A 20,639-nucleotide genomic window follows, 5' to 3' on the forward strand; every position below is an offset into this window, starting at 1 on the left:
GGCTCGTCGGGGAGCAAACGCCTCGCGACCTGCGTTGTGGTCGAATCAAGCGCCCGGATATCGACCACAACGCAGGTCGCGGTATCAGCGCAATCAGCAGGCCGACGTACCCCCGAACAAGCAGAAACCACCCCCAGGCTGACGCCTGAGGGTGGTCGATGCGGTGCGACCTACTTGCCCTTGCGAGCCTTCGACGCGGTCTTGGCGCGCTCGTTGGCGTCCAGGACGACCTTGCGGATCCGGGCCATCTCCGGGGTGACCTCGACGCACTCGTCGTCGCGGCAGAACTCCAGGCACTGCTCCAGCGACAGCTTGCGCGGCGGGACCAGCTTCTCGAAGTTGTCCGAGGAGGCCGACCGGATGTTGGTCTGGGCCTTCTCCTTGGTGATGTTGACGTCCATGTCGTCGGCGCGGGAGTTCTCGCCGATGATCATGCCCTCGTAGACCTCGGTGGTCGGGTCGACGAACATCGTGCCCCGCTCCTGCAGGTTCGTCATGGCGTACGCCGTCGCCGCACCCTTGCGGTCCGCGACCAGGGAGCCGTTGACCCGCGAGCGGATCTCGCCGGCCCAGGGCTCGTAGCCGTCCGAGATGCCGTGGGCGATGCCGGTTCCGCGGGTGTCGGTGAGGAACTGGGTGCGGAAGCCGATCAGGCCACGCGCGGGGACCATGAACTCCATCCGGACCCAGCCGGTGCCGTGGTTGGTCATCTGCTCCATGCGGCCCTTACGGCTGGCCAGCAGTTCGGTGATGGTGCCGAGGTACTCCTCCGGCGCGTCGATGGTCAGGCGCTCGTAGGGCTCGTGGACCTTGCCGTCGACCTCACGGGTGACGACCTGGGGCTTGCCGACGGTGAGCTCGAAACCCTCACGCCGCATCTGCTCGACCAGGATGGCCAGCGCGAGCTCGCCGCGGCCCTGTACCTCCCAGGCGTCGGGGCGCTCGGTGGGCAGGATGCGCAGGGAGACGTTACCGATCAGCTCGGCGTCCAGGCGGTCCTTGACCAGACGGCCGGTGACCTTCCCGCCCTTGATGCGGCCCACCAGCGGGGAGGTGTTGGTGCCGATGGTCATCGAGATCGCGGGCTCGTCGACGTGGATCAGGGGCAAAGCCACCGGGTTGTCGACGTCGGCGAGGGTCTCACCGATGGTGATGTCGGGGATACCGGCGATGGCGACGATGTCACCGGGACCGGCCTCCTCGCCGGGCTTGCGCACCAGACCCTCGGTGATGAGGAGTTCGGTGATCTTGACGTTCTTGACCTCACCGTCGCGGCGCATCCAGGCGACGGTCTGGCCCTTCTTCAGGTGACCCTCGTGGATGCGGACCAGCGCGAGGCGACCCAGGAACGGGGAGGCGTCGAGGTTGGTGACGTGGGCCTGCAGGGGCGCGCCCTCGGTGAACTTCGGCGCGGGGATCGTGTCGAGGATCGTCTTGAACAGCGGCTCGAGGTTGTCGCCCTCGGGCATCTCGCCGTTCGCGGGCTGGGTCAGGTGGGCGATGCCCGCGCGACCGGAGGCGTACACGACCGGGAAGTCCAGGGCGTCCTGGCTGTGGCTGTCGTCGAGCAGGTCCATGAACAGTTCGTAGGTTTCATCGACGACCTCGGCGATACGCGCGTCGTTCCGGTCGGTCTTGTTGACCACCAAGATGACCGGCATGTCGGCGTTCAGGGCCTTGCGGAGCACGAAGCGGGTCTGGGGCAGCGGACCCTCGGAGGCGTCGACCAGCAGCACGATGCCGTCGACCATGGACAGGCCGCGCTCGACCTCGCCACCGAAGTCGGCGTGGCCGGGGGTGTCGATGATGTTGATGGTCATCGGCTTGCCCTCGGCGGCGGGACCGGCGTAGTGCACGGCGGTGTTCTTCGCGAGGATCGTGATTCCCTTCTCGCGCTCGAGGTCGCCGGAGTCCATGACCCGCTCGTTGACGCTCTCGGCCTCGTGCGCGGTGAAGGCGCCGGCCTGTCGCAGCATCGCGTCGACCAGCGTGGTCTTGCCGTGGTCGACGTGCGCCACGATCGCGACATTGCGCAGATTGGCCGACCTGGTCACAGCGGGCGTGGTTTCAGACATACGCGAGTAGTTCACTTCCGATTGAGTGCGCGGGCGCGCGTGATGGGCCCGCAGGTAGAGCGCGAGTCTAAGGGCGCAAGCCATCGGCTCCGGCATTGTCGTGCGTGCAGGAGCCTGCCTGTGAGGCACGACACCCTGCGGTGCGTGCGCCCTCGGGTCGCTCAGAGGAGGATAGTCCCTGACGAAGTGGTGGTGAATTTTGCCCTGGAGCCACCAATTCGTCAGGGACTATCGCTGGGGTGGGACAGGTGTGGGGGCGTGGTGGAATGGCGAGATGACCGCCCCCCAGTTGCCGGCGGCGCCCGGTGCGCCGCACCTCGTGATCGACCCGATCCTCGACAGTTTCGCGGACGCGATCGGTGAGCACCTGCGGATCTACCGACACCACTGCCTGTACGTCGCCCACGTGGCCCGAGCGCTGGCCCCCGAATCGGCGGCCCGCCACGACCGGGCGCTGGGCATCGCCGCGGCCTTCCACGACCTCGGCCTGTTCGCCGAGGGGACCATCGACTACCTGGAGCCCTCGGTGACCCTCGCGGCGGCGTACTGCGAGAGGGAGGGGTACGCCGACCTCGTCCCGCTGGTCACCCGCCTGATCGAGAACCACCACAAGATCACTCGGGTTGGGAGTGGTGGTCGCTTGGTTTCGAGGCTCGGGCCTGGCGGCCCTCGCACCTCGACCAGCGCGGCGGGCGGGCCTGGCGTGGCTCGCACCTCGACCAGCGCGACGCGGGGAACCTCGGGCGAGGCCGACCTCGTGGACGCCTTCCGCCGCGCCGACTGGCAGTTCGTGATGATGGGCGCCTACCCCGGGACGCTCGGGTGGAGGGCTCATCGCCAGCTCAAGCGGGACCTGCCCACGCCCGGCTTCCACCGATTCATCGTGGGCCACAGCATCCGGCACGTGCGGTCCGGCGCCCGGAATCCGCTTCCGGTCCTGCGTTGGTGAACTGACCCTTCCGGAACCCCTCGGAGGAGGTCTACCGTGGGGCATGACCAAAACGCTCGGGCGTTGCGGCATCGTGCCGCCCCATCTGTTGCGGCGCCTGTCGACCCCTGCCGCCGAACGCACGCTGTCCACCGACCACCAGTTCCGTACGGCGCGCACGATCGGCACCGCCCGTCTGCTGCGACCTGCCGCGGAGGCCTGGACGGTGCACGACGCCGGGAACACCGAGGTGTTGCCCGGTCGGCCCGTGCGCGCGGCGGGCGCGCCTCCGGTCGGGGACGACGCCGTGGACGAGGCGGCCGCCGGGATCGAGGCGTGCCTCGAACTCTTCGACGAGGTCTACGGCCGGTCCTCCTACGACGGTCGCGGCGCGGCGGTCCTCGGGACCGTCCACTACGGCCGCGACTACGACAACGCGTTCTGGAACGGCGAGCAACTGGTCTTCGGCGACGGTGACGGGCAGGTGTTCGGCCGCTTCACCGCCGCGATCGACGTCCTGGCCCACGAGTTCACCCACGGGGTCACCGAGTACGCCGCCGGGCTGGTCTACCGCGACCAATCCGGTGCGCTGAACGAGTCGGTCTCCGACGTGTTCGCCACGTGCCTCAAGCAACGGGTCCTGGGGCAGAGCGTCGAGGACGGGGACTGGCTGATCGGCGCCGGACTGTTCCTCCCAGGGCTCGCCGCACGCGGGTTGCGGGATCTCGCGGCTCCCGGGACGGCGTACGACGATCCGGCGCTGGGTGCCGACCCGCAGGTGGGGCACGTCGACGACTACATCGTGACCGAGGACGACAACGGTGGGGTGCACCTGAACTCCGGCATCCCCAACCGGGCGTTCTATCTGGCGGCGCGGTCGATCGGCGGCTCCGCGGCAGAGGGTGCGGGGGCGATCTGGTTCCGGGCCCTGACCGGGGACCACGTCTCACCCGACGCGGACTTCGCCGCCTTCGCCCGCGCCACCCTGCTCGAGGCCGGACCCCACGAGGACGCGGTGCGCGCGGCCTGGCACGAGGTCGGCGTCCTGGGGGACGGCCAGGTCCGGGTGCGGCGTACCGGCGGGTTCATCGGACGCGCGGTCGAGGCCAGCGTCGACCTGGCCCACGACGAACGCGGGGAGGAGCTGCGGGCGGTGATGAAGCGCGTCGACCCGGAGCGGTTGAACGAGGGCCGGCCCCTGCCCGACCACTTCGCCTACGAGTTCGACCTCGACGGCCAGCACTGTCGGGTCCAGCAGCAGGACCTCACCGAGGACCTCTCCAAGATCGTCCGCCTCGTCCTGGGTTGACCGCTTGCTTGCTTGCTGTGCCGTCCGGGTCGTGTGCCTGACGACGACCTCGGGGTGGGCCTTGGGCACACGACCCGATGGGTGGCCGGCGGTGGCCTGTCGTGCGAGCGGGGTCGTGTGCCTGAGCCCGGCCCATAGGGAGTGCTCAGACACACGACCCGAGCGAGTGCCGGTACGCCGAGTCGGCGCTAGTTTTCGAAGACGCGCCGACTCGGGCCCGTTCGAGCGTCAACACACGCCGACTCACCGGAGAACGAGAGTCAACACACGCCGACTCACCGGCATGCGAGCGTCAACACACGCCGACTCAGCGCAGGGCGCGGTCCAGGGCGGCTTCGACGTGGAGGCTGGTGCCGGCGAAGACCGGGATCTCGGAGTCGGCCTGGTGGAGCAGGAGCTCGAGCTCGGTGCAGCCGAGGATGAGTCCGCCGGAGCCGGCGTCCCACAACTCGTCGATCAGGCCGACCAGGGCCTTGCGGGACTCGTCGAGGACCTTCCCGTGGACCAGCTCGTCGTAGATGATCCGGTTGATCATGTCGTGGTGGCGGGGGTCGGGGGTAGCGACGGTCAGGCCGTGGCTGGAGATGCGATCGGTGAAGAAGGTGCGCGACATGGCAAAGCTGGTGCCGATGAACGCCACGTTCTCGACCCGCTGGTCCAGGCACGCCTGAGCCACGACGTCACCGAGGTGCAGCAGCGGCAGGTCGACCGCCTCCTGGACCTGTTCGGCGACGCGGTGGAAGGTCGTGGTGCACAGCATCAGGAAGTCCGCGCCCGCGCGTTCGACCGACTGGGCTGCCGCGGCCAGGATGCGGGCGACGTCGTCCCAGCGCTCCTGCTCCTGCAGCGCGGTGACCTCCGCGAAGTCCACCGAGGTCATCACGGTCTTGGCCGAGCTGAGCCCGCCCAGTCGTTGCTCGACGCCGAGGTTGAGTGCCTGGTAGTACGCCGCGCTGCTCTCCCAGCTGAGGCCGCCCACGAGTCCGATGGTCTGCATGGGCGCCAGTCTCTCAGACCCGTCCGTTTCTCGGGAGTGGTGTCAGGAGGTGCGGTGCACCTTGTGTTGTGCGGCCTGGGCGCGGGGGCGGATGACCAGCTCGTCGATGTTCACGTGGGCCGGCCGCGTCACCATCCACACGATCGCGTCGGCCACGTCGTCGGCGGTCAGGGGGTTCTCGACTCCGGCGTACACCGCGTCGGCCTTCTCCTGGTCGCCCCCGAACCGCACCAGCGCGAACTCGTCGGTCTGCACCATCCCCGGCGCGATCTCGCACACCCGGACCGGTTGGTCGAACAGCTCCAGCCGCAGCGTCGCGGTCACGACCTGGGTGCCGTGTTTCGCCGCGGTGTAGCCCCCGCCGTTCTCGTAGGCGACCCGCCCCGCGGTCGACCCCACGTTGAGGATCACCCCGGCCCCGCTGGCGATCAGCGCGGGCAGCAGGGCACGGGTGACCTGCATCAGCCCGATCACGTTCACCTCATACATCCGGCGCCAGTCCTCGGAGTCGGCCTGGGCGACCGGGGCGGCCCCGAACGCGCCGCCGGCGTTGTTGACCAGTACGTCGAGACGACCGTCCCCGAGCTCCTCGACGAGCGCGGCCAACCGGGTCACCGACTCGGCATCGGTGACGTCGCAGGAGATCGGCGTACCGGAAACCTCGGTCGCCAACGCCTCCACCCGGTCGGTACGCCGCGCCGCACAGACGACGTGGAAGCCCTCGGCGGCGAGTTGGCGGACCGTGGCCGCCCCGATGCCGCTGCTGGCGCCGGTGACGACGGCGAGCGGACGGCGCGTGGAGGTGGCTCTGGCGGGGTTGGCGGGGGAGTTGTGGCTCATGGATGCATTCTCTCCCAGGTTCGTGACGCAAGGAGCGCCTCCCGAGCGACCGCGGAGGCGCTTTCTGCGGCACGAACCCGCGAGATCGCGACGCAGGCTCGGGAATGATCGAGGCGTCCGGTCGGTTCACTACAACGATCGTTGCCCGAGACCTGAGCGGGCGCCCAGCCACCAGCAGGAGGATCGAACGTGGGAGACCTTCGTCGGATCGCGATGATCAGCCTGCACACCTCCCCGCTGGACCAACCCGGCACCGGGGACGCGGGCGGGATGAATGTCTACGTCATCGAACTCTCCCGCCGGCTGGCCGCCCGCGGGATCGAGGTCGACATCTTCACCCGCGCCACGAGTTCCGCGCTCGAACCGATGGTGCAACACAGCGACGGCGTGACCGTCCGACACATCCACGCCGGCCCCTTCGAGGGGCTCACCAAGCACGAGTTGCCGGCCCAGTTGTGCGTCTTCGCCCGCGAGGTGCTGCGCGCCGAGGCCGAGCAGGCGGTCGGCCACTACGACGCCGTGCACTCCCACTACTGGCTCTCCGGGCAGGTCGGCGCCCTGGCCCGCGACCGGTGGGGCGTCCCGCTGATCCACACCATGCACACGATGGCCAAGGTCAAGAACGACGCCCTCGCCCTCGGTGACGCCCCCGAACCCCTGGCCCGGATCATCGGAGAGCAGCAGGTCGTCGAAGCAGCGGACCTCCTGATCGCGAACACCGACGACGAGGCCAAGCAACTGATCAACCTGTACGACGCCGACCCCGGTCGCGTCGAGGTGGTCCACCCCGGGGTCGACCTGAGCGTGTTCCGGCCAACGGACCAGGTGCGGGCCCGCGCGGAGCTCGACCTGCCCCGCGACGCCGATGTGCTGATGTTCGCCGGGAGGATCCAGCCGCTGAAGGGGCCCGACGTACTCCTGCGCGCGGTGGCCCGGCTCATCGCACGCGAACCGCACCTGCGCGACCGCCTGATCGTCCCGGTCGTGGGCGGTCCCTCGGGAAGCGGTCTGGAGCGACCCCAGGCCCTGGCCTCGCTGGCCGACGAGCTCGGGATCACCGACGTCGTGCGCTTCGTCCCGCCGGTCGATCAGTCGACTCTTGCGACGTGGTGCTCGGCGGCGACGCTGGTCGCGGTGCCGTCGTACAACGAATCCTTCGGGCTGGTCGCGGCCGAGGCCCAGGCGTGCGGCACCCCCGTGGTCGCCGCCGCCGTGGGCGGACTGACCACCGTGGTCCGCGACGGGCACAGCGGGCTCCTGGTCGACGGCCACGACCCTGACGACTGGGCCACCGCCCTGGCCCGGGTGCTGACCGAGGACGGTCTGCGGACCCGACTCGCCGCCGGTGCGCTCGACCAGGCCGCCCACTTCTCCTGGGAGGCCACCGCGGCGCGGACCGTGGATCTCTACTCCCGGGCCCGGGAGTCCATGGGGACCTCGAGTCCGGTCCCGACGATCGGAGCAGCCCGATGACCGAGCACGACAGCCCCGTCGGGGAAGGCCCCGTCGAGCCCGAACCCCAGGCGGTGCGGGTGCTGCGGGACTACCTCGACGCCCACGAGATGGAGTACGACGAATCGGCCCCCGGAGTCTTCTCCCTGGCCCTGCCCGGCGAGCGGAAGCTGCAGACACCGGTGCGCCTCGACGTCGGCGCGCACGCCCTGGGCGTCCACGCGTTCGTCTGCCGCAAGCCCGACGAGAACCACGAGGTCGTCTACCGCTGGTGTCTGGAGCGGAACCTCAAGATGTACGCCGTGGCCTTCGCCGTGGACGCCGCGGGCGACATCTACCTCGACGCCCGGCTGCCCCTGTCGATGATCGACGAGGACGAGTTGGACCGGCTCCTGGGATCGGTGCTGACCTACGCCGACGAATCGTTCAACACCCTGCTGGAGTTGGGCTTCGGGACGGCGATCCGCAAGGAGTGGGACTGGCGCACCGATCGCGGCGAGTCGACCGCGAACCTCGAGGCCTTCCGGGGCTGGTTGGAGTCCGGCCCGAAGTAGGTTCTGGCCTGCTCAGATGTAGGCCAGAATCAGCCCCGAATCAGGCGCTGCGGATGTCCTGCCGCAGGTGCCGCGGCTCCCGGGTCCGAGCCCCGAAGTCCGCGGCGGGGACGGGCCGACCCAGGTGATAGCCCTGCCCGAACTGGCAGCCCATGGTCCGCAGGTGCGAGGCCTCGATCGCCTGCTCGATGCCCTCGGCGACCACCATCACGCCCAGGGCCGCGGCCAGGTCGAGCACGGCGCGGACGATCTTGAAGTTCTCGGGCCCCACGTCGATGCCGGAGACCAGCGAGCGGTCCAGCTTCACGGTGTCGAAGGGCAGGGTGCGCAGGTTCTCGATCGAGGAGTAGCCGGTCCCGAAGTCGTCGATCCCGAGTCCGACCCCGAGCTCGTGCAGCTCGGCGATGGTGGCTCGGACCTGTTGCTCGTCGCTCATCGCGGCGGTCTCGGTCATCTCCAACATCAGATTGCTCGGCGAGAGGCCCGCGTCGTACAGCAGGCTGGCGAGGTGGTCGACGTAGTCGTCCTCGCGCAGTTCCACGGGGGAGACGTTGACGTGCATCTGGAACCCGGGCCCGAATCGTCCGATCCACGAAGCAGCCTGGGTCACGGCCTCCTCGAGCACCAGGCGCCCCAGCGGCACGATCAGACCGGTGCGTTCGGCCGCCTCGATGGCGTGGTCGGCGCGGACCACGCCGCGGGTGGGGTGGTGCCAGCGCAGCAACGCCTCGGCACCTACGACGGTGTCGCTGCTCAGATCCTGGACGGGTTGGTAGGCCAGGGCGATCTGCTCGGGTGCGTAGTCGATGGCGCGGGCGAGGTCCCGCACCAGGCTGACCGCGTCGGGCGCAGTGGTCGGTTGGTCGAGGTGCCACCGGGTGCGACCCGGGTGATCACGGGCCTGCAACACGGTGGCGCGGACGTCGCGGATGGAGTCCCAGACCGGCTCGCCCTCCAGGCAACGGGTGGCCCCGGCGGTGACGACGGGCCAGACGTCGTCGCGGGGCAGGGTGACCAGGCGGCGTACGTCGGCGAGCACCGCCTCGACCTGAGCCTTCTCGGCGTCCTGATCGACCACGACGGCGATCAGGAAGCCTCCGAGCGGGGAGGCGCGCAGCAGTCGGACCGGTGAGTCGCGGTGCCGCAGCGCGCGGCGGCCGAGCTCGGCGGTGAGGGTCTCGAGCCCGGAGGCTCCGTGCGTGTCGGCGATCTCGTCGGCGTTGGTCAGCGTCACCGCGACCAGGACGAGGACCTGTTCGCGGTTGCAGTGCTGGGCGCGCAGCGCGGAGACCGCGGCGACCAGGGGAGGCGTGGTCGGGAAGCTCGCCCCGTGCTGGTCGAGACCGAAGAGAAGGGCGACGGTGGCGTCGTTCATCCGGGCGCCTCCATCCGGCTGACGCTCCACGGCACCCCGGCGTCCCGGATGACACCGAGGAGGACGTCCGCCGCCACGTGGTGGGACAGGACGGCGGTCGCACCCTGGAGCTGTGCCTCGGAGATCTCGGCCGCTGAGGCGCCGTCGGAAACGACCACGACCGGCGTACGCCGCAGCGACAGGTGGCTGCGGACGGACCGCAACACGTCGAGTCCGCTGCCGTCGGCCAGCGTCAGATCGGTGACGACCACGGCGGGCAGCGGGTAGGCGGAGCGGTTGTCGTACGGCGCGTGGCCGCGGATGTAGGCGCGGGCCATCGGCGCGTCGCGGACGCTGACCACCGGATTGGTGAGTCCGCCCTGGTCGAGCGCGTCTCGGGTCGCCTCGAGCCGCGAAAGCGACTGACCGACGACGAGCACGGCTGGCTGCATGGGGGACTCCGAGTGGGGGACACCTGTCGATGCTTTAACGACGACCGGGGGAGGGAGGTGTTTAGGCAGTCAATCGTGTCTCGGCCCCGAGTGCCGAAAGTCCTGCCGATGAGACACCTCTGGTCTAGACCACTGTGCGGCGTCGAGGACGGAGATCTTGTCGTGGAGGCAGGTCGCTCACCGCGGGACGCGGGGGCCGAAACGGGACAGGTCGGCGTACAGGGTGCGGCCGCGGGTCGCGGGTCCGGCCAGCGAGGCGAGCAGGCGCCGACCCCGGTCGAGGAGCATCGAGCCGTCGTCGGTGGAAGGGGTGTCTTCGAGGCGTGCCGTCCGTGGGGCGATGAGGGCGCCGGGCTCGAAGCCGAGGGCCTCCAGATCGGCGGACCACTGGGCGGCCGCGGCGGCGGGCAGATCACCGGCCCGGGCCAGCGCGGTCGCTCGCTCACGGTGGCTGAGTCGGTCGAGCGAGGGGTCCGGGTTCGCCGGGTCGCCGGGTTCCTCCTTCTCCGCGTCCTCCTCCACGTCTTCCGTGTCGTCCTCCGTGTCGTCCTCCGTCTGGTCCTCGGGCGCGAGGGAGGACAGCAGGGGGGTCACGGCGTGGAGGGGGTGCGCCCGGTCGGCCCGACTGGCGTGGCGGCCCCGCGGCATCGATCCAGGCCCCGGACCGGTCAGGGCGAGCACGGTCAGGGTGATGACGACCATGACGGCCAGGAGGGTGAGCAGGAAGGTCCAAAGAGGCATCGGAGTGGTCCTTGCGGGGGCAGGGGGTGATGAGGGGGTGCGGTGGGGGGTGCGACGAAGCGCGGGGGATCGGGGGTCAGTCGGTGGCGGTGGTCTGCGGTCGGGGCTCGAGTGGTGCGGGCTCCCGGGGGGCGGGGAGCCCGGGCGGCGTAGGCGATACGGGCGACGAGAGGAGTTCGGCCGGACTGTGGGGGGACAGCCGTTCGGCACGGTGCTCGGGCCAAGCCGTGGCCCAGGCGAGGATCGAGGGCAGGTCGGCCGCTTCGGCGACCCAGAACCCCTGGAGTACGTCGAAGCCGAGGTCGGTCCCCAACACCGCGGCCCGCCGCTCCTCGACACCCTGGGCGACGACCCGCAAGCCCAGTCCTTTGGCGGCCCCGGTGGCCGCTCGGAACCGCCGAGCGGACTCGGCGTCGGTGACCGCGTCCCGGACGAACGCGGGATCCATCTTGACCTCGCTGACCGCCTCGCTGCTCCACAGGGCACTCAGTGCGGTCTGGTTCGCTCCGAAGCCACGGATGGCGACCGCGACCCCGAGTCGGTGGAGGTCGTCGAGGACCTCCCACTGCTCCGGTGAGCCGCGGGTGATCGCTTCGGTGATCTCCAGGGTCACCGTCGCGGGGTCGACTGCCGAGGCGACCAGATGGTCGCGCAGATCCTGTACGAGGCTGCGACTCATCAGGTGCCGTGAGGCGATGTTCAACGACAACCGGGCGTCGGGAGCCACCGCATGCAGCGCAGGGAGGTCGTGGAGCGCGGTTCCGAAGATCGCGTGGTTGATGGGTCCGATCAGGCCGTTGCGCTCGGCCAGCGAGATGAAGTCGTGCGGAAGCACCGTTCCGAGCTCGGGGTGCTCCCAGCGAGCCAACGCCTCGAAACCGACGATGCGACCGTCACGGGCGTCGATCTGTGGTTGGTAGTGAACGGTGATCTGCGCGGCCCCGGGGTCCTGGGCGAGGTCGTGGATCAACCGGTCCGCGCGCTCGTCCTCGCCGTGGTTGTCCGCGCAGAGGCGCCACTGCCCGGGTCCGGAGGCCTTGGCGGCGTACATCGCCTGGTCGGCGGCTCGGCTCAGCTGCTCGAGGGTGCTGCTTCGTGAGCTGAGGGCCACCCCGACCGAGGCGGACACGTTCAACTCCAGGTCCTCCACGATGACCGGCTGGCTGATCGCCTCGATCAGTCGTTGAGCCAGACCTTCGACCCAGCCGTTGTCGTTGGCCGGCGCGGTGAGGACGGCGAACTCGTCCCCGCCCAGGCGCACCGCCAGATCGTCGGGCATCAGGCACGCGCTGATGCGGGGACCGACCGCGGCCAGTACCTCATCGCCCACCAGGTGACCGGCGGCGTCGTTGATCTGCTTGAAGTGGTCCAGGTCGAGGATCAGCAGGGCGCACTGTTGGTCGACGGTCGCCTCGGCGAGCATCCGGGGCCCGCGCCTGGCCAGGCGCTCGGCGCGCTCGAGACCGGTCAGCGGGTCGGTGTGATCGAAGCCGAGGCCTTTGAGGACCCGACGCAGTCTCGAGGTGTTGGGGCCGTCGCCGGCCAGCGTCGGAACGGAGTTGATCATCGAGCCGCGGGTCGGGGACGCACCCGGTGACGGTCCATCGCGGGCGATGTCACCCGGCCGGTCGCGAGCGCCCGGGCGAGGCTTGCAGCAGCACGTCGCGGGACGGTGGCGGCCATGGTGATCTCCGGTCGAGCGGCGGTTCGGATGGGTGGTCACCAGGGTTGTCGGCTGGGCGACCCGGTCACTTGAGGGATGGTGCGCGGAAATCTTCTGCAGCCCGGCGGACCGGGGAGTGGGGCCCGTTGTCCTGTGGGGTCCGTCGGCTCGCACTAATCTGGGGCCATGGACGACCCCTCACTCCCCGCCGATGGGCAGCGTCGCACCGTGTTCGCCGCCACCGCGTCCCCGCACCTGGCCGAGGTGAGCCTGCGGGAGTTGCGGGAGTACCGCGAACGGCTGCGGTCCGAGGAGGAGCGCATCTCCTACTGGCGCCGGCTGATCCACGCCCGGGTCGACCTGATCCGGGCCGGCAACCTCGGCGATGCGGTGATCGACATCGAGAAGTTGGGACGGGTGCTCGGCGACACCGGCAGTGGGCACATGCGCTCGGCGCTGCACCGGGTCCGAGCGGCTGATCCGCTCCCCGAACTCCCGGATCTCGAGAGCGTGTGGACCGTCCCGGACGACGAGGAAGGAACCGCCGATGCGCTCGAGCGGCTGGCGGGTGCCGAGGCGACGCTCACGTCATACCGGCGGGGGCTGCACGAACGCATCGACGAGGCCACCGCCGAGTTGATCGTGCGCTACCGCAAGGAACCGGCCCGGGCCCTGGAGATTCTGACGGCGGGCTAGTCCGCTGATTCGGCGAGCGGCGGCGGCTTTTTCTGTGTGGTGCCGGCTTCGCCGGTGAATCGGTCGAGGACCCACTAGGGTTTTCGGGGTCGGCGCAGGGATGAGGCGTCGGTGTGTGACAGTCGGTTATTCGGGGGCGCGGCGTGGATTCGGACAGGTCGATCGAGGAGTTGTGGCGCGACTACAAGTCGACCGGTGATCCGGGGCTGCGCAACCACCTGGTCCTGCAGTACTCACCCCTGGTGAAGTACGTCGCGGGTCGCGTGCGCGGCGGATTGCCGCTGAGCGTGGAGTCGGCGGACCTCGTCTCGGAGGGTCTGATCGGGTTGATGGACGCGATCGAGAAGTTCGACCCCGAGCGGGGCTGGACCTTCCAGACGTACGCCGTGCCGCGGATCCGCGGAGCCATCATCGACAGCATCCGGGCCACTGACTGGGTGCCCCGCTCGGTGCGGAGCAGGCTCCGCGAGATCGAGCGTGTGTCGGAGAAGTTGCGTCACGACCTGACCCGGGAGCCGACCGACGAGGAGATCTGCGCGGCCGCGGGGATCGATGTGGCGCAGTTGCGGGTTGCCCGGGCGCGACCCTCCGGTGTGGTGCGGGTCGATGAGGAGGAACTGGCCGCGCTGGACGACCTCGCGCCGGCCGTCGACGCCGCGTTGGAGGACGAGAGCACCCGGGAGGCGTTGATCGCCGCCCTGCGCACACTCCCCGAGCGGGACCAGATCGTGATCACCCTGTACTTCTTCGAGGGCCTGACCCTCAGCGAGATCGGGCAGGTCTTCGACGTCACGGAGTCCCGGATCAGCCAACTGCGGTCGCGGGCGACCAAGTCGTTGCGGGACGCGCTCGCGGGCACGCTCAGCGCCTGAGTCGCGATCCCGTGGGCGGGTCGACCGCTAGGCGGGTTGCGGCGCTGGCTCGGCCTTGGTGCGCGGCCTGCGTCGTGCCAACGCAACACCGAGAAGCGCAAGTGCGCCCCCGGCGTACGCGATGGTCGGAGGGGTCTCGCGCAGGAACACGAAGCCGAGCACGATGGTGATCGGCGGCACGAGGTACGTCGTCACGCCGAGCGACGAGGCGCTCATGTGGTTCAGGGCGAAGGCATAGGTGGTGAACGCGATCGCGGTCGGGAAGATGCCGAGGTAGAGGACCCAGAGCAGCGAGGAGGTGGGGGCCGCCGCGGCCTCGGAGGCCAGGGTGCCGGCGAACGGCAGGCAGACCAGGGCCCCGACCGAACAGGCCAGCCACGTGACGTGCACGGCGGGGAGCGAGGCGACCAGGGGCTTTTGGAGGATCAGGCTGATCGAGTACGCCACCGCCGAGATCAGGCACAGCCCGACCCCGATGAGGTCCCGGTCGCCGCTGGAGGAGGTGGACAGCCCGATCAGGGCGACCCCGCTGAACGCCACGACGAGCCCGCCGGCCAGCCACCCGGTGAACCTCTCGGACAGGAACGCCGCCGCCAGGAAGGCGATCAGGACGGGGGAGACCTGGATGAGCATCGCCGCGGTCCCGGCGTCGACGCGTTGTTCGCCCTCGTTGAGGGCGACGTTGTAGATCGCGAACCACAAGACGCCGATGGTGGCGATCGAGACCCACTGCCGCGGGGTCGGATGGGGTACGCCGCGACTCAGCGCGGCAACGGCCAGCACCGCCGATCCGATCACCAGCCGACCCAACGACAACGGCCCGGCGGAGAAGTCGTCCCCGAGGTACCGGATGGCGACGAAGGCCGAGGCCCAGAGGAACAAGGTGGTGGCTACGGCAGCAAGAGGCAGCCAGGGGCGATCGGTCACGCGCTGACGCTAGCGCCCGGCGTACCCCCACACCTCGCGGGTTTCAGTCATCCACCTTCCATCCCCCACGAAGTTCGCCAAATGGCCCCACGAAGTTCGTGAGATGGGGACGCGAAGTTCGTGAGATGGGGGGCCTAAGCCCAGGGCGCCCCATCCGGCGTACTTCGACGCCCCATTTGGCGAACTTCGTGGGGCCATTCGGCGTACTTCGACGCCCCATCTGGCGAACTTCGTGGGGGGATCAGAGGTCGAGTTTGTAGCCCAGGCCGCGGACGGTGATGAGGTACTTCGGCTCGCTGGGCTCGGGTTCGAGCTTGGCGCGCAGGCGCTTGACGTGGACGTCGAGGGTCTTGGTGTCCCCGACGTAGTCCGACCCCCAGACCCGATCGATCAGCTGGCCGCGGGTCAGGACGCGACCCGGGTTGCGTAGGAACATCTCGAGCAGCTCGAACTCCTTGAGCGGCAGCCGCTGCTCGTCACCGTCCACGGTCACGACGTGTCGCTCGACGTCCATCCGGACCGGGCCGGCCTCCAAGGTGTCGGAGACCTGGTCGGGGTCGGCTCCGCGCCGCAACACCGCCCGAATCCGGGCGACGAGCTCGCGCGGGGAGTAGGGCTTGGTGACGTAGTCGTCCGCGCCCAACTCCAAGCCGACGATCTTGTCGACCTCGTCGTCCTTCGCGCTGACCATGATCACCGGGACGTTCGAGGTCTGGCGGATCGTGCGGCATACCTCGGTCCCGGAGACTCCAGGAAGCATCAGGTCGAGCAACACGATGTCGGCCCCGTTGCGTTCGAACTCGCTCAGTGCGGTGGTGCCGTCCGCCGCGATCGCGACCTCGAAGCCCTCCTTGCGCAAGAGGTAGGACAGAGCATCGCTGTAGCTCTCTTCGTCTTCGACGACCAGTACCCGCGTCACGGGTTCTCCTTCAGTGGTGGGGTGGTGCTCGAGGATGGGGTGTCCGTGGTCTTCGTCATCTCCGCTGTCGCGGCTGCGGGTGTCGTGATGCTGTCCTGCTTGGGGGCGGCCGGAAGCGAGAGGGTGAAGGTCGAGCCCTGACCCTCCTCGGACCACACGCGTACGTCGCCCCCGTGGGTGGCCGCGACGTGCTTGACGATCGAGAGGCCCAACCCGGTGCCGCCGGTCGAGCGGTGCCGGGCCGGGTCGACGCGGTAGAAGCGCTCGAAGATGCGCTCGATCTCGGTGCGGGGGATCCCGATGCCCTGGTCGACCACGGAGATCTCCACCGAACCGTGGTCGGTTTTCGTCGTCAGCGCCACCATCGAATCCGGCTCGGAATAGGTGACGGCATTCGCGACGAGGTTCGCCACCGCGGCGGTCACCTGCTCCTCGTTGCCGTAGACCTCCAACCCGGGGGCTCCACCACTCACCACCGAGATCCGCTTGTTCCCGGCCTCGATCGCGCTGGTGTCGACGGCCATCTTGATCACCTCGTCCAGACCCACCGGTCGCGGCCGATCGAGGGGTTCGTCGCCCTGTAACCGGGACAACTCGATGACCTGCTGGACCAACTTGGAGAGCCGGTCGCTCTCGGTGAGCATCCGGCCGGCGAACCGCTCCACCGCCACCGGGTCGTCGGAGGCGTCCTGCACGGCCTCGGCCAACAGCCGGATCGCCCCGACCGGGGTCTTGAGTTCGTGACTGACATTGGCCACGAAGTCGCGGCGTACCGCCTCCACACGGCGCTCCCGGGTGCGGTCCTCCACCAACACCAGGATCAGCCGGGACCCCAGGGGCGCCACCCGCGCGTTGACGTGTCGCGCCGGGGCGTGCCGCCGAGCCATCACCAACTCGGTCTCCCGGATCTGCCCGTCTCGGCGTACCTGGGTGACCAGCTCGGTCAACTCCCTCGACTCCAGGCGCATGCCCCGCACCAGGCCCCAGGAGTACGCCGGCGCCGATGCCTTGAGCACCACGTCACCGTCGTCGATCACCACCGCGCTGCTGCGCAACACCGAGAGGACGGCCGCGACCCCGGCGGGCACGATGGGCTGCTCGACGTGTGGCAGTCGGGTCTGCTGCCGATCGCTGATGTGCCACGCCAACACTGCCCCGCCGGCCAGGAGTGCCCCCAGCGCAGCCGCGATGAAGGATTGCGTCGTCGGATCCACTCCTGGATGGTACGACCGCGCGGCACCCACAGGGACCAACGACCGCCGACGCCGCCGAACGTTCACCGCTCGTTCACGTACCCAACGTGCCCCGTGCGTTCACGACGATTAATGTCAAGGACATGCGCGAAGCCTTTCAAGACCAACTAGATGCCGTTTTCGCCGACCTCGCCACGATGTGCCGCAATGTGGAACGGTCGGTCGGACTGGCGACCCAGGCGTTGTTGAACGGTGACGGGGAGATCGCCGAAGGCGTGATCTCCGGTGACGAACTGATCGACCGGGAACGCGAAGAACTCGAGGAGGCGGCCTTCTCGATCCTCTCCCTGCAACAGCCCGTCGCCGGCGACCTGCGCACGGTCGTGGCCGCCCTGCGGATGGTCACCGAACTCGAACGGATGGGGGACCTGTCGGTCCACGTGGCCAAGATCGCCCGGCTGCGGCTGCCCGAGATCGCCGTACCCGACGAGATCCGCCCCACCCTGGCCCGGATGGGTGAGGTCGCCGAGACCATGGTGGCGCGCGTCAGCGACATCATCGCCACCCGCAACGTCGAGGCCGCCATCGCCCTGGGCCGCGCCGATGAGGAGATGGACCAGCTGCGACGCACCAACTTCACCGAACTCCTCAGCGACTCCTGGGAGCACGGCGTCGAGGCGGCCGTCGACATCGCCCTGCTGGGCCGCTACTACGAGCGCATCGCCGACCACGCGGTCTCGATCGCCAAGCGCGTCGTGTTCGTCGTGACCGGGCAGAACCCGCGCACGATCAAGTCCTGAGCTTCGCTCTAGGCACTGCGTGCCTCAAAGGCTGGGAGGTCGCTGCGCTCCCCGCATTCTCTGTTCCGAACAACCAGGCTCGCTGCGCTCGCGGTTGTTCGGTCCGGCCTTCGCTCGCTGCGCTCGCTTGACCGGAGATCCTCGGGGGCCTTGGTCGGGGGTCTGGACTCGGGTCGTGTGCCTGAGCACCCCTGATCGGTGGGTTTGAGGCACACGACCCACTTCGCGCGGGGGGACCTGACACCGACCCATCGGGTCGTGTGCCCAGGACCTGTCTGAGGGCCGCTCTCAGGCACACAACCCGGACGGCACGTAAACACCCCGGAGCTCAGTCTCGTGCTGGAGGCGAACCCCGTCACCGGAGGTTCGCGTTGACGGAGCCGGGTTTCGAGGCTCGTCGGCTAGCGCCTCCTCGCACCTCAACCTGCGGCGTGGCGGCGATTGCAGCGGCGTACGGCGGGCTACTTGCCCTGGTTTGCGACTGCCGCAGCGGCGGTGGCGGCGGCCTCGGGGTCGAGGTAGCGGCCACCGGGGGTGACCGGGGAGAAGTCGTCGTCGAGCTCGTAGACCAGGGGCATCCCGGTGGGGATGTTGAGGCCGGCGATGTCCTCATCGGAGATGCCGTCGAGGTGCTTGACGATGCCGCGCAGGCTGTTGCCGTGGGCCGCGATCAGGACCGTCTTGCCCGCACGCAGGTCGGGCAGGATCTCGCCCTCCCAGTAGGGCAGCATCCGGACGATGACGTCCTTGAGGCACTCGGTGCGCGGCAGGTCGTCGCCGAGGTCGGCGTACTGCGGATCGTTGACCTGGGAGAACTCCGAGTCGTCGTCCAGCGGCGGCGGAGGGGTGTCGAAGGAGCGGCGCCACAGCATGAACTGCTCCTGGCCGTACTCCTCCTGGGTCTGCTTCTTGTCCTTGCCCTGCAGGGCGCCGTAGTGCCGCTCGTTGAGGCGCCACGAGCGGCGTACCGGGATCCAGTGCCGGTCGGCCGCGTCGAGCGCCATCGCGGCGGTGTTGATGGCGCGGCGCTGCAGAGAGGTGTGTACGACGTCGGGCAGCACCCCGGCCTCGGCGAGCAACTGACCGCCCCGCACCGCCTCCTCGCGACCCTTCTGGGTCAGGCTGACGTCAACCCACCCGGTGAAGAGGTTCTTGGCGTTCCAGTCGCTCTCGCCGTGGCGGAGCAGGATCAGGGTGTAGGTCATCGCGGGGTCCTCTACTCGGTTTGGTCGTCCTCGGAATGTCCGCCCACTTCGTCCGAGACACCGCATTCGTACTCGGGCAACGGGATGGCGCCTTCGGTGCTCTCCGGCGTGGGGGCCGCGTCGAGGCCGTCGTACTCGTCGCAGTCGGTGACGACGGGGACCTGGACGGTGGTCTGCTCACCGTTGTCGAAGGCGAAGGTCAGCCGGATGAACTGACCGGCCTCGAAGTCACCCGACACCCGCAGGGTCGGGTTGCTGGCCAGGTTCGCGGCAGCACTCGGCAGGAGGGCCACATCGGCGTCGCCCATGACCTCGAGGGGCTGACCGTTCGTGGCCGTGACCGAGGTCAGGCGTACGGCGTCCCGGTTGCTGCTGTTCGACAGGGTGGTGATCACCGTCCCTGAGTTCGGGCGGGAGGCGACGACTAGCGCGTTGAGGACGTAGACGGTCTTCTCGCGATCGGACACACCGTTGGTGATCGTGTTCACCCGGTTGGTCGGATAGTCGAATCCGCAGGCGGTCAGAGCGGGCGCTCCGAGGAGGAGTGCGCCGGTGGCGAGCGCTACAGGGCGTCGAAGAGACATCGAATGGCCTTCACAGGTCGTGGTCGAACGGTGGGGTCAGCGTAGTGGACTGGGCGCGGTTCGTCCCGGGGCGGTCACTGCCGGAGTCCCACGGTGGCTCCGGTGATCAGGATCGCCACCACCAGAACGGCCAGATAGGCCATGGTCGCCAGCAGCATTTTGGTCGCGCCGAGGCGCAGGCTGAGGCGTAGCGGCCAGTAGGTCCAGCCGTCCTCGTGATCGGCCACCAGACCGAACAACGCCCGCATGGTGTGCACCCCGACACCGAGTGCGGCGGCGAGCAGCGTCATCAGCACCTGGGGGGACTCACCCTCGGCGTTGCCGCCCCAACCGCCGAAGGCGACGTACGCCGGCAGGAGGGCGTAGGCGATCGCCCACGGGATCCAGGAGTAGATCCCGCGGCGCAGGACCAGGTGACCGACCAGGCCGACCGCCACCGAGAGCAGGTAGCAACTTCCCGCGGTTACGCCGGTCGAGACCGACAACGGCACCACCAGCAGCACCGCGCAGATGAGGGCGAACCAGACGTTGCCCACCTCCAGGCGGCCGTCGGCGATGGGTTTCTGCGACGCCCGCCCGGCCTCGAGGTGCCGCGCGTCGCGGTGCCGGTCCACGATGTCGTTGTGCCACCCCAGGATGGTCTGGCCGACCACGACGGTGAGGAACACGACCGCGATCTCGCGGGCCGGGCGCTCGATGAGGGCGGCCGCGGCGGCGACGCCGACCGCGGTGAGCAGCGCCTGGAGCGGGTGGGCGGCCAGGACGTAGAGCCACGCCTGGCCCAGGCCGGCCCGTCGGGCGACGGTGCGGCCGGTCCGACCGGCGGTGAGCGCTGCCACCTTGCTCGCCTTCGCGGCGGAGGAGCCGGCGGTGGCCGACGTACGCCGCAGGGTGGTCAGACCGCCGCCGGGGCTGCGCCCGGACGGGGTGGACGGTGACGCCTCCGGGTCGCTTGGTGCGGAAGGGGCTGGGGTGACTGAAGTGGCGGTCGTACGCCGCCGCAGGCGCTTGAGTGAGGCCATGTCAGGCAGTATCCCCAATGAGAGGCAAATAGCCGACCGGAACCGCGGATTGCCTG

General features: G+C 69.5%; 20 protein-coding genes. 7 read left to right on the forward strand and 13 right to left on the reverse strand.

From position 1 onward, the window contains the following. Window positions 1–170: 170 nt before the first annotated feature. A complete protein-coding gene (gene typA / locus ACYVLV_RS18540) occupies window positions 171–2,075 on the reverse strand; it encodes a translational GTPase TypA (protein WP_460812608.1) in 1,905 nt (634 codons plus the stop codon). 274 nt (window positions 2,076–2,349) lie between these two features. Between typA and ACYVLV_RS18545 the strand changes: the two genes are divergently transcribed. Both ACYVLV_RS18545 and ACYVLV_RS18550 read left to right on the forward strand, forming a co-directional pair. Next, the gene (locus tag ACYVLV_RS18545; protein WP_460812613.1) at window positions 2,350–3,024 is read left to right on the forward strand and encodes an HD domain-containing protein; all 675 of its coding nucleotides are present in this window, start codon (window positions 2,350–2,352) and stop codon (window positions 3,022–3,024) included. A gap of 43 nt (window positions 3,025–3,067) precedes the next feature. Beyond that, complete coding sequence (locus tag ACYVLV_RS18550; RefSeq protein ID WP_460812616.1) at window positions 3,068–4,312, forward strand: M4 family metallopeptidase; 1,245 nt, start codon at window positions 3,068–3,070, stop codon at window positions 4,310–4,312. A gap of 307 nt (window positions 4,313–4,619) precedes the next feature. On the opposite strand, the gene ACYVLV_RS18555 is transcribed toward ACYVLV_RS18550, so the two are convergent. Then, on the reverse strand, window positions 4,620–5,309 hold the full coding sequence (locus tag ACYVLV_RS18555; protein ID WP_460812618.1) for an aspartate/glutamate racemase family protein: 690 nt from the start codon (window positions 5,307–5,309) through the stop codon (window positions 4,620–4,622). A 42-nt stretch (window positions 5,310–5,351) separates the two neighbouring features. Next, window positions 5,352–6,149 carry an SDR family NAD(P)-dependent oxidoreductase gene (locus ACYVLV_RS18560; protein WP_460812621.1) on the reverse strand — a complete coding sequence of 266 codons (798 nt, stop codon included), beginning with the start codon at window positions 6,147–6,149 and terminating at the stop codon, window positions 5,352–5,354. Window positions 6,150–6,338: 189 nt separating this feature from the next. Here ACYVLV_RS18560 and mshA point away from each other — a divergent pair, with 189 nt between their 5' ends. After that, window positions 6,339–7,622 (forward strand): D-inositol-3-phosphate glycosyltransferase, encoded by a 1,284-nt coding sequence (mshA, locus tag ACYVLV_RS18565; protein ID WP_460812623.1) that lies wholly within the window; start codon window positions 6,339–6,341, stop codon window positions 7,620–7,622. After that, a complete protein-coding gene (locus tag ACYVLV_RS18570) occupies window positions 7,619–8,155 on the forward strand; it encodes a type III secretion system chaperone family protein (protein ID WP_460812626.1) in 537 nt (178 codons plus the stop codon). The genes mshA and ACYVLV_RS18570 overlap by 4 nt, the downstream gene beginning before the upstream one ends. Window positions 8,156–8,195: 40 nt before the next feature. Here the strand turns inward: ACYVLV_RS18570 and ACYVLV_RS18575 are convergent, their stop codons facing one another. From ACYVLV_RS18575 to ACYVLV_RS18590, 4 genes are all read right to left on the reverse strand, one after another. Further along, a complete protein-coding gene (locus tag ACYVLV_RS18575) occupies window positions 8,196–9,530 on the reverse strand; it encodes an EAL domain-containing protein (RefSeq protein ID WP_460812629.1) in 1,335 nt (444 codons plus the stop codon). Continuing rightward, the gene (locus tag ACYVLV_RS18580) at window positions 9,527–9,961 is read right to left on the reverse strand and encodes a response regulator (protein WP_460812631.1); all 435 of its coding nucleotides are present in this window, start codon (window positions 9,959–9,961) and stop codon (window positions 9,527–9,529) included. Before ACYVLV_RS18580 ends, ACYVLV_RS18575 begins: the two co-directional genes overlap by 4 nt. Before the next feature lie 177 nt (window positions 9,962–10,138). After that, on the reverse strand, window positions 10,139–10,702 hold the full coding sequence (locus ACYVLV_RS18585) for a hypothetical protein (protein WP_460812633.1): 564 nt from the start codon (window positions 10,700–10,702) through the stop codon (window positions 10,139–10,141). A gap of 76 nt (window positions 10,703–10,778) precedes the next feature. Continuing rightward, complete coding sequence (locus ACYVLV_RS18590; protein ID WP_460812635.1) at window positions 10,779–12,269, reverse strand: putative bifunctional diguanylate cyclase/phosphodiesterase; 1,491 nt, start codon at window positions 12,267–12,269, stop codon at window positions 10,779–10,781. Between the two features lie 282 nt (window positions 12,270–12,551). On the opposite strand from ACYVLV_RS18590, the gene ACYVLV_RS18595 reads away from it, so the two are divergent. Continuing rightward, window positions 12,552–13,061, forward strand: coding sequence for an RsiG family protein (locus ACYVLV_RS18595; RefSeq protein ID WP_460812638.1), 510 nt, complete (start codon window positions 12,552–12,554; stop codon window positions 13,059–13,061). 143 nt (window positions 13,062–13,204) lie between these two features. Continuing rightward, window positions 13,205–13,933, forward strand: coding sequence for a FliA/WhiG family RNA polymerase sigma factor (locus ACYVLV_RS18600; protein WP_460812641.1), 729 nt, complete (start codon window positions 13,205–13,207; stop codon window positions 13,931–13,933). Window positions 13,934–13,960: 27 nt separating this feature from the next. On the opposite strand, the gene ACYVLV_RS18605 is transcribed toward ACYVLV_RS18600, so the two are convergent. The 3 genes from ACYVLV_RS18605 to ACYVLV_RS18615 all read right to left on the reverse strand — a co-directional run bounded on the left by ACYVLV_RS18605 (window position 13,961) and on the right by ACYVLV_RS18615 (window position 16,993). Next, window positions 13,961–14,860: a DMT family transporter gene (locus ACYVLV_RS18605; protein WP_460812644.1), complete on the reverse strand. Its 900-nt coding sequence runs from the start codon at window positions 14,858–14,860 to the stop codon at window positions 13,961–13,963. A 241-nt stretch (window positions 14,861–15,101) separates the two neighbouring features. Beyond that, entirely contained in the window at window positions 15,102–15,779 is a 678-nt protein-coding gene (locus ACYVLV_RS18610; RefSeq protein WP_460812647.1) for a response regulator, read from the reverse strand. Further along, window positions 15,776–16,993 carry a sensor histidine kinase gene (locus ACYVLV_RS18615; protein ID WP_460812651.1) on the reverse strand — a complete coding sequence of 406 codons (1,218 nt, stop codon included), beginning with the start codon at window positions 16,991–16,993 and terminating at the stop codon, window positions 15,776–15,778. Before ACYVLV_RS18615 ends, ACYVLV_RS18610 begins: the two co-directional genes overlap by 4 nt. Window positions 16,994–17,115: 122 nt before the next feature. Here ACYVLV_RS18615 and phoU point away from each other — a divergent pair, with 122 nt between their 5' ends. After that, a complete protein-coding gene (phoU, locus tag ACYVLV_RS18620) occupies window positions 17,116–17,772 on the forward strand; it encodes a phosphate signaling complex protein PhoU (RefSeq protein WP_460812653.1) in 657 nt (218 codons plus the stop codon). A 461-nt stretch (window positions 17,773–18,233) separates the two neighbouring features. Here the strand turns inward: phoU and ACYVLV_RS18625 are convergent, their stop codons facing one another. The 3 genes from ACYVLV_RS18625 to ACYVLV_RS18635 all read right to left on the reverse strand — a co-directional run bounded on the left by ACYVLV_RS18625 (window position 18,234) and on the right by ACYVLV_RS18635 (window position 20,583). Then, a complete protein-coding gene (locus ACYVLV_RS18625) occupies window positions 18,234–18,977 on the reverse strand; it encodes a phosphoglyceromutase (protein WP_460812657.1) in 744 nt (247 codons plus the stop codon). 11 nt (window positions 18,978–18,988) lie between these two features. Further along, window positions 18,989–19,561: a hypothetical protein gene (locus tag ACYVLV_RS18630; RefSeq protein ID WP_460812659.1), complete on the reverse strand. Its 573-nt coding sequence runs from the start codon at window positions 19,559–19,561 to the stop codon at window positions 18,989–18,991. 74 nt (window positions 19,562–19,635) lie between these two features. Next, the gene (locus ACYVLV_RS18635; RefSeq protein WP_460812661.1) at window positions 19,636–20,583 is read right to left on the reverse strand and encodes a UbiA family prenyltransferase; all 948 of its coding nucleotides are present in this window, start codon (window positions 20,581–20,583) and stop codon (window positions 19,636–19,638) included. Window positions 20,584–20,639 lie beyond the last annotated feature (56 nt).

This window comes from Nocardioides salsibiostraticola (genome assembly GCF_054783655.1).

What these genes read in the sequence shown, in the direction of transcription:
- typA (WP_460812608.1), bottom strand. Translation starts at nt 2,075, where the DNA reads ATGTCTGAAACCACGCCCGCTGTGACCAGGTCGGCCAATCTGCGCAAT.
- ACYVLV_RS18545 (WP_460812613.1), top strand. Translation starts at nt 2,350, where the DNA reads ATGACCGCCCCCCAGTTGCCGGCGGCGCCCGGTGCGCCGCACCTCGTG.
- ACYVLV_RS18550 (WP_460812616.1), top strand. Translation starts at nt 3,068, where the DNA reads ATGACCAAAACGCTCGGGCGTTGCGGCATCGTGCCGCCCCATCTGTTG.
- ACYVLV_RS18555 (WP_460812618.1), bottom strand. Translation starts at nt 5,309, where the DNA reads ATGCAGACCATCGGACTCGTGGGCGGCCTCAGCTGGGAGAGCAGCGCG.
- ACYVLV_RS18560 (WP_460812621.1), bottom strand. Translation starts at nt 6,149, where the DNA reads ATGAGCCACAACTCCCCCGCCAACCCCGCCAGAGCCACCTCCACGCGC.
- ACYVLV_RS18570 (WP_460812626.1), top strand. Translation starts at nt 7,619, where the DNA reads ATGACCGAGCACGACAGCCCCGTCGGGGAAGGCCCCGTCGAGCCCGAA.
- ACYVLV_RS18575 (WP_460812629.1), bottom strand. Translation starts at nt 9,530, where the DNA reads ATGAACGACGCCACCGTCGCCCTTCTCTTCGGTCTCGACCAGCACGGG.
- ACYVLV_RS18580 (WP_460812631.1), bottom strand. Translation starts at nt 9,961, where the DNA reads ATGCAGCCAGCCGTGCTCGTCGTCGGTCAGTCGCTTTCGCGGCTCGAG.
- ACYVLV_RS18585 (WP_460812633.1), bottom strand. Translation starts at nt 10,702, where the DNA reads ATGCCTCTTTGGACCTTCCTGCTCACCCTCCTGGCCGTCATGGTCGTC.
- ACYVLV_RS18590 (WP_460812635.1), bottom strand. Translation starts at nt 12,269, where the DNA reads ATGATCAACTCCGTTCCGACGCTGGCCGGCGACGGCCCCAACACCTCG.
- ACYVLV_RS18595 (WP_460812638.1), top strand. Translation starts at nt 12,552, where the DNA reads ATGGACGACCCCTCACTCCCCGCCGATGGGCAGCGTCGCACCGTGTTC.
- phoU (WP_460812653.1), top strand. Translation starts at nt 17,116, where the DNA reads ATGCGCGAAGCCTTTCAAGACCAACTAGATGCCGTTTTCGCCGACCTC.
- ACYVLV_RS18625 (WP_460812657.1), bottom strand. Translation starts at nt 18,977, where the DNA reads ATGACCTACACCCTGATCCTGCTCCGCCACGGCGAGAGCGACTGGAAC.
- ACYVLV_RS18630 (WP_460812659.1), bottom strand. Translation starts at nt 19,561, where the DNA reads ATGTCTCTTCGACGCCCTGTAGCGCTCGCCACCGGCGCACTCCTCCTC.
- ACYVLV_RS18635 (WP_460812661.1), bottom strand. Translation starts at nt 20,583, where the DNA reads ATGGCCTCACTCAAGCGCCTGCGGCGGCGTACGACCGCCACTTCAGTC.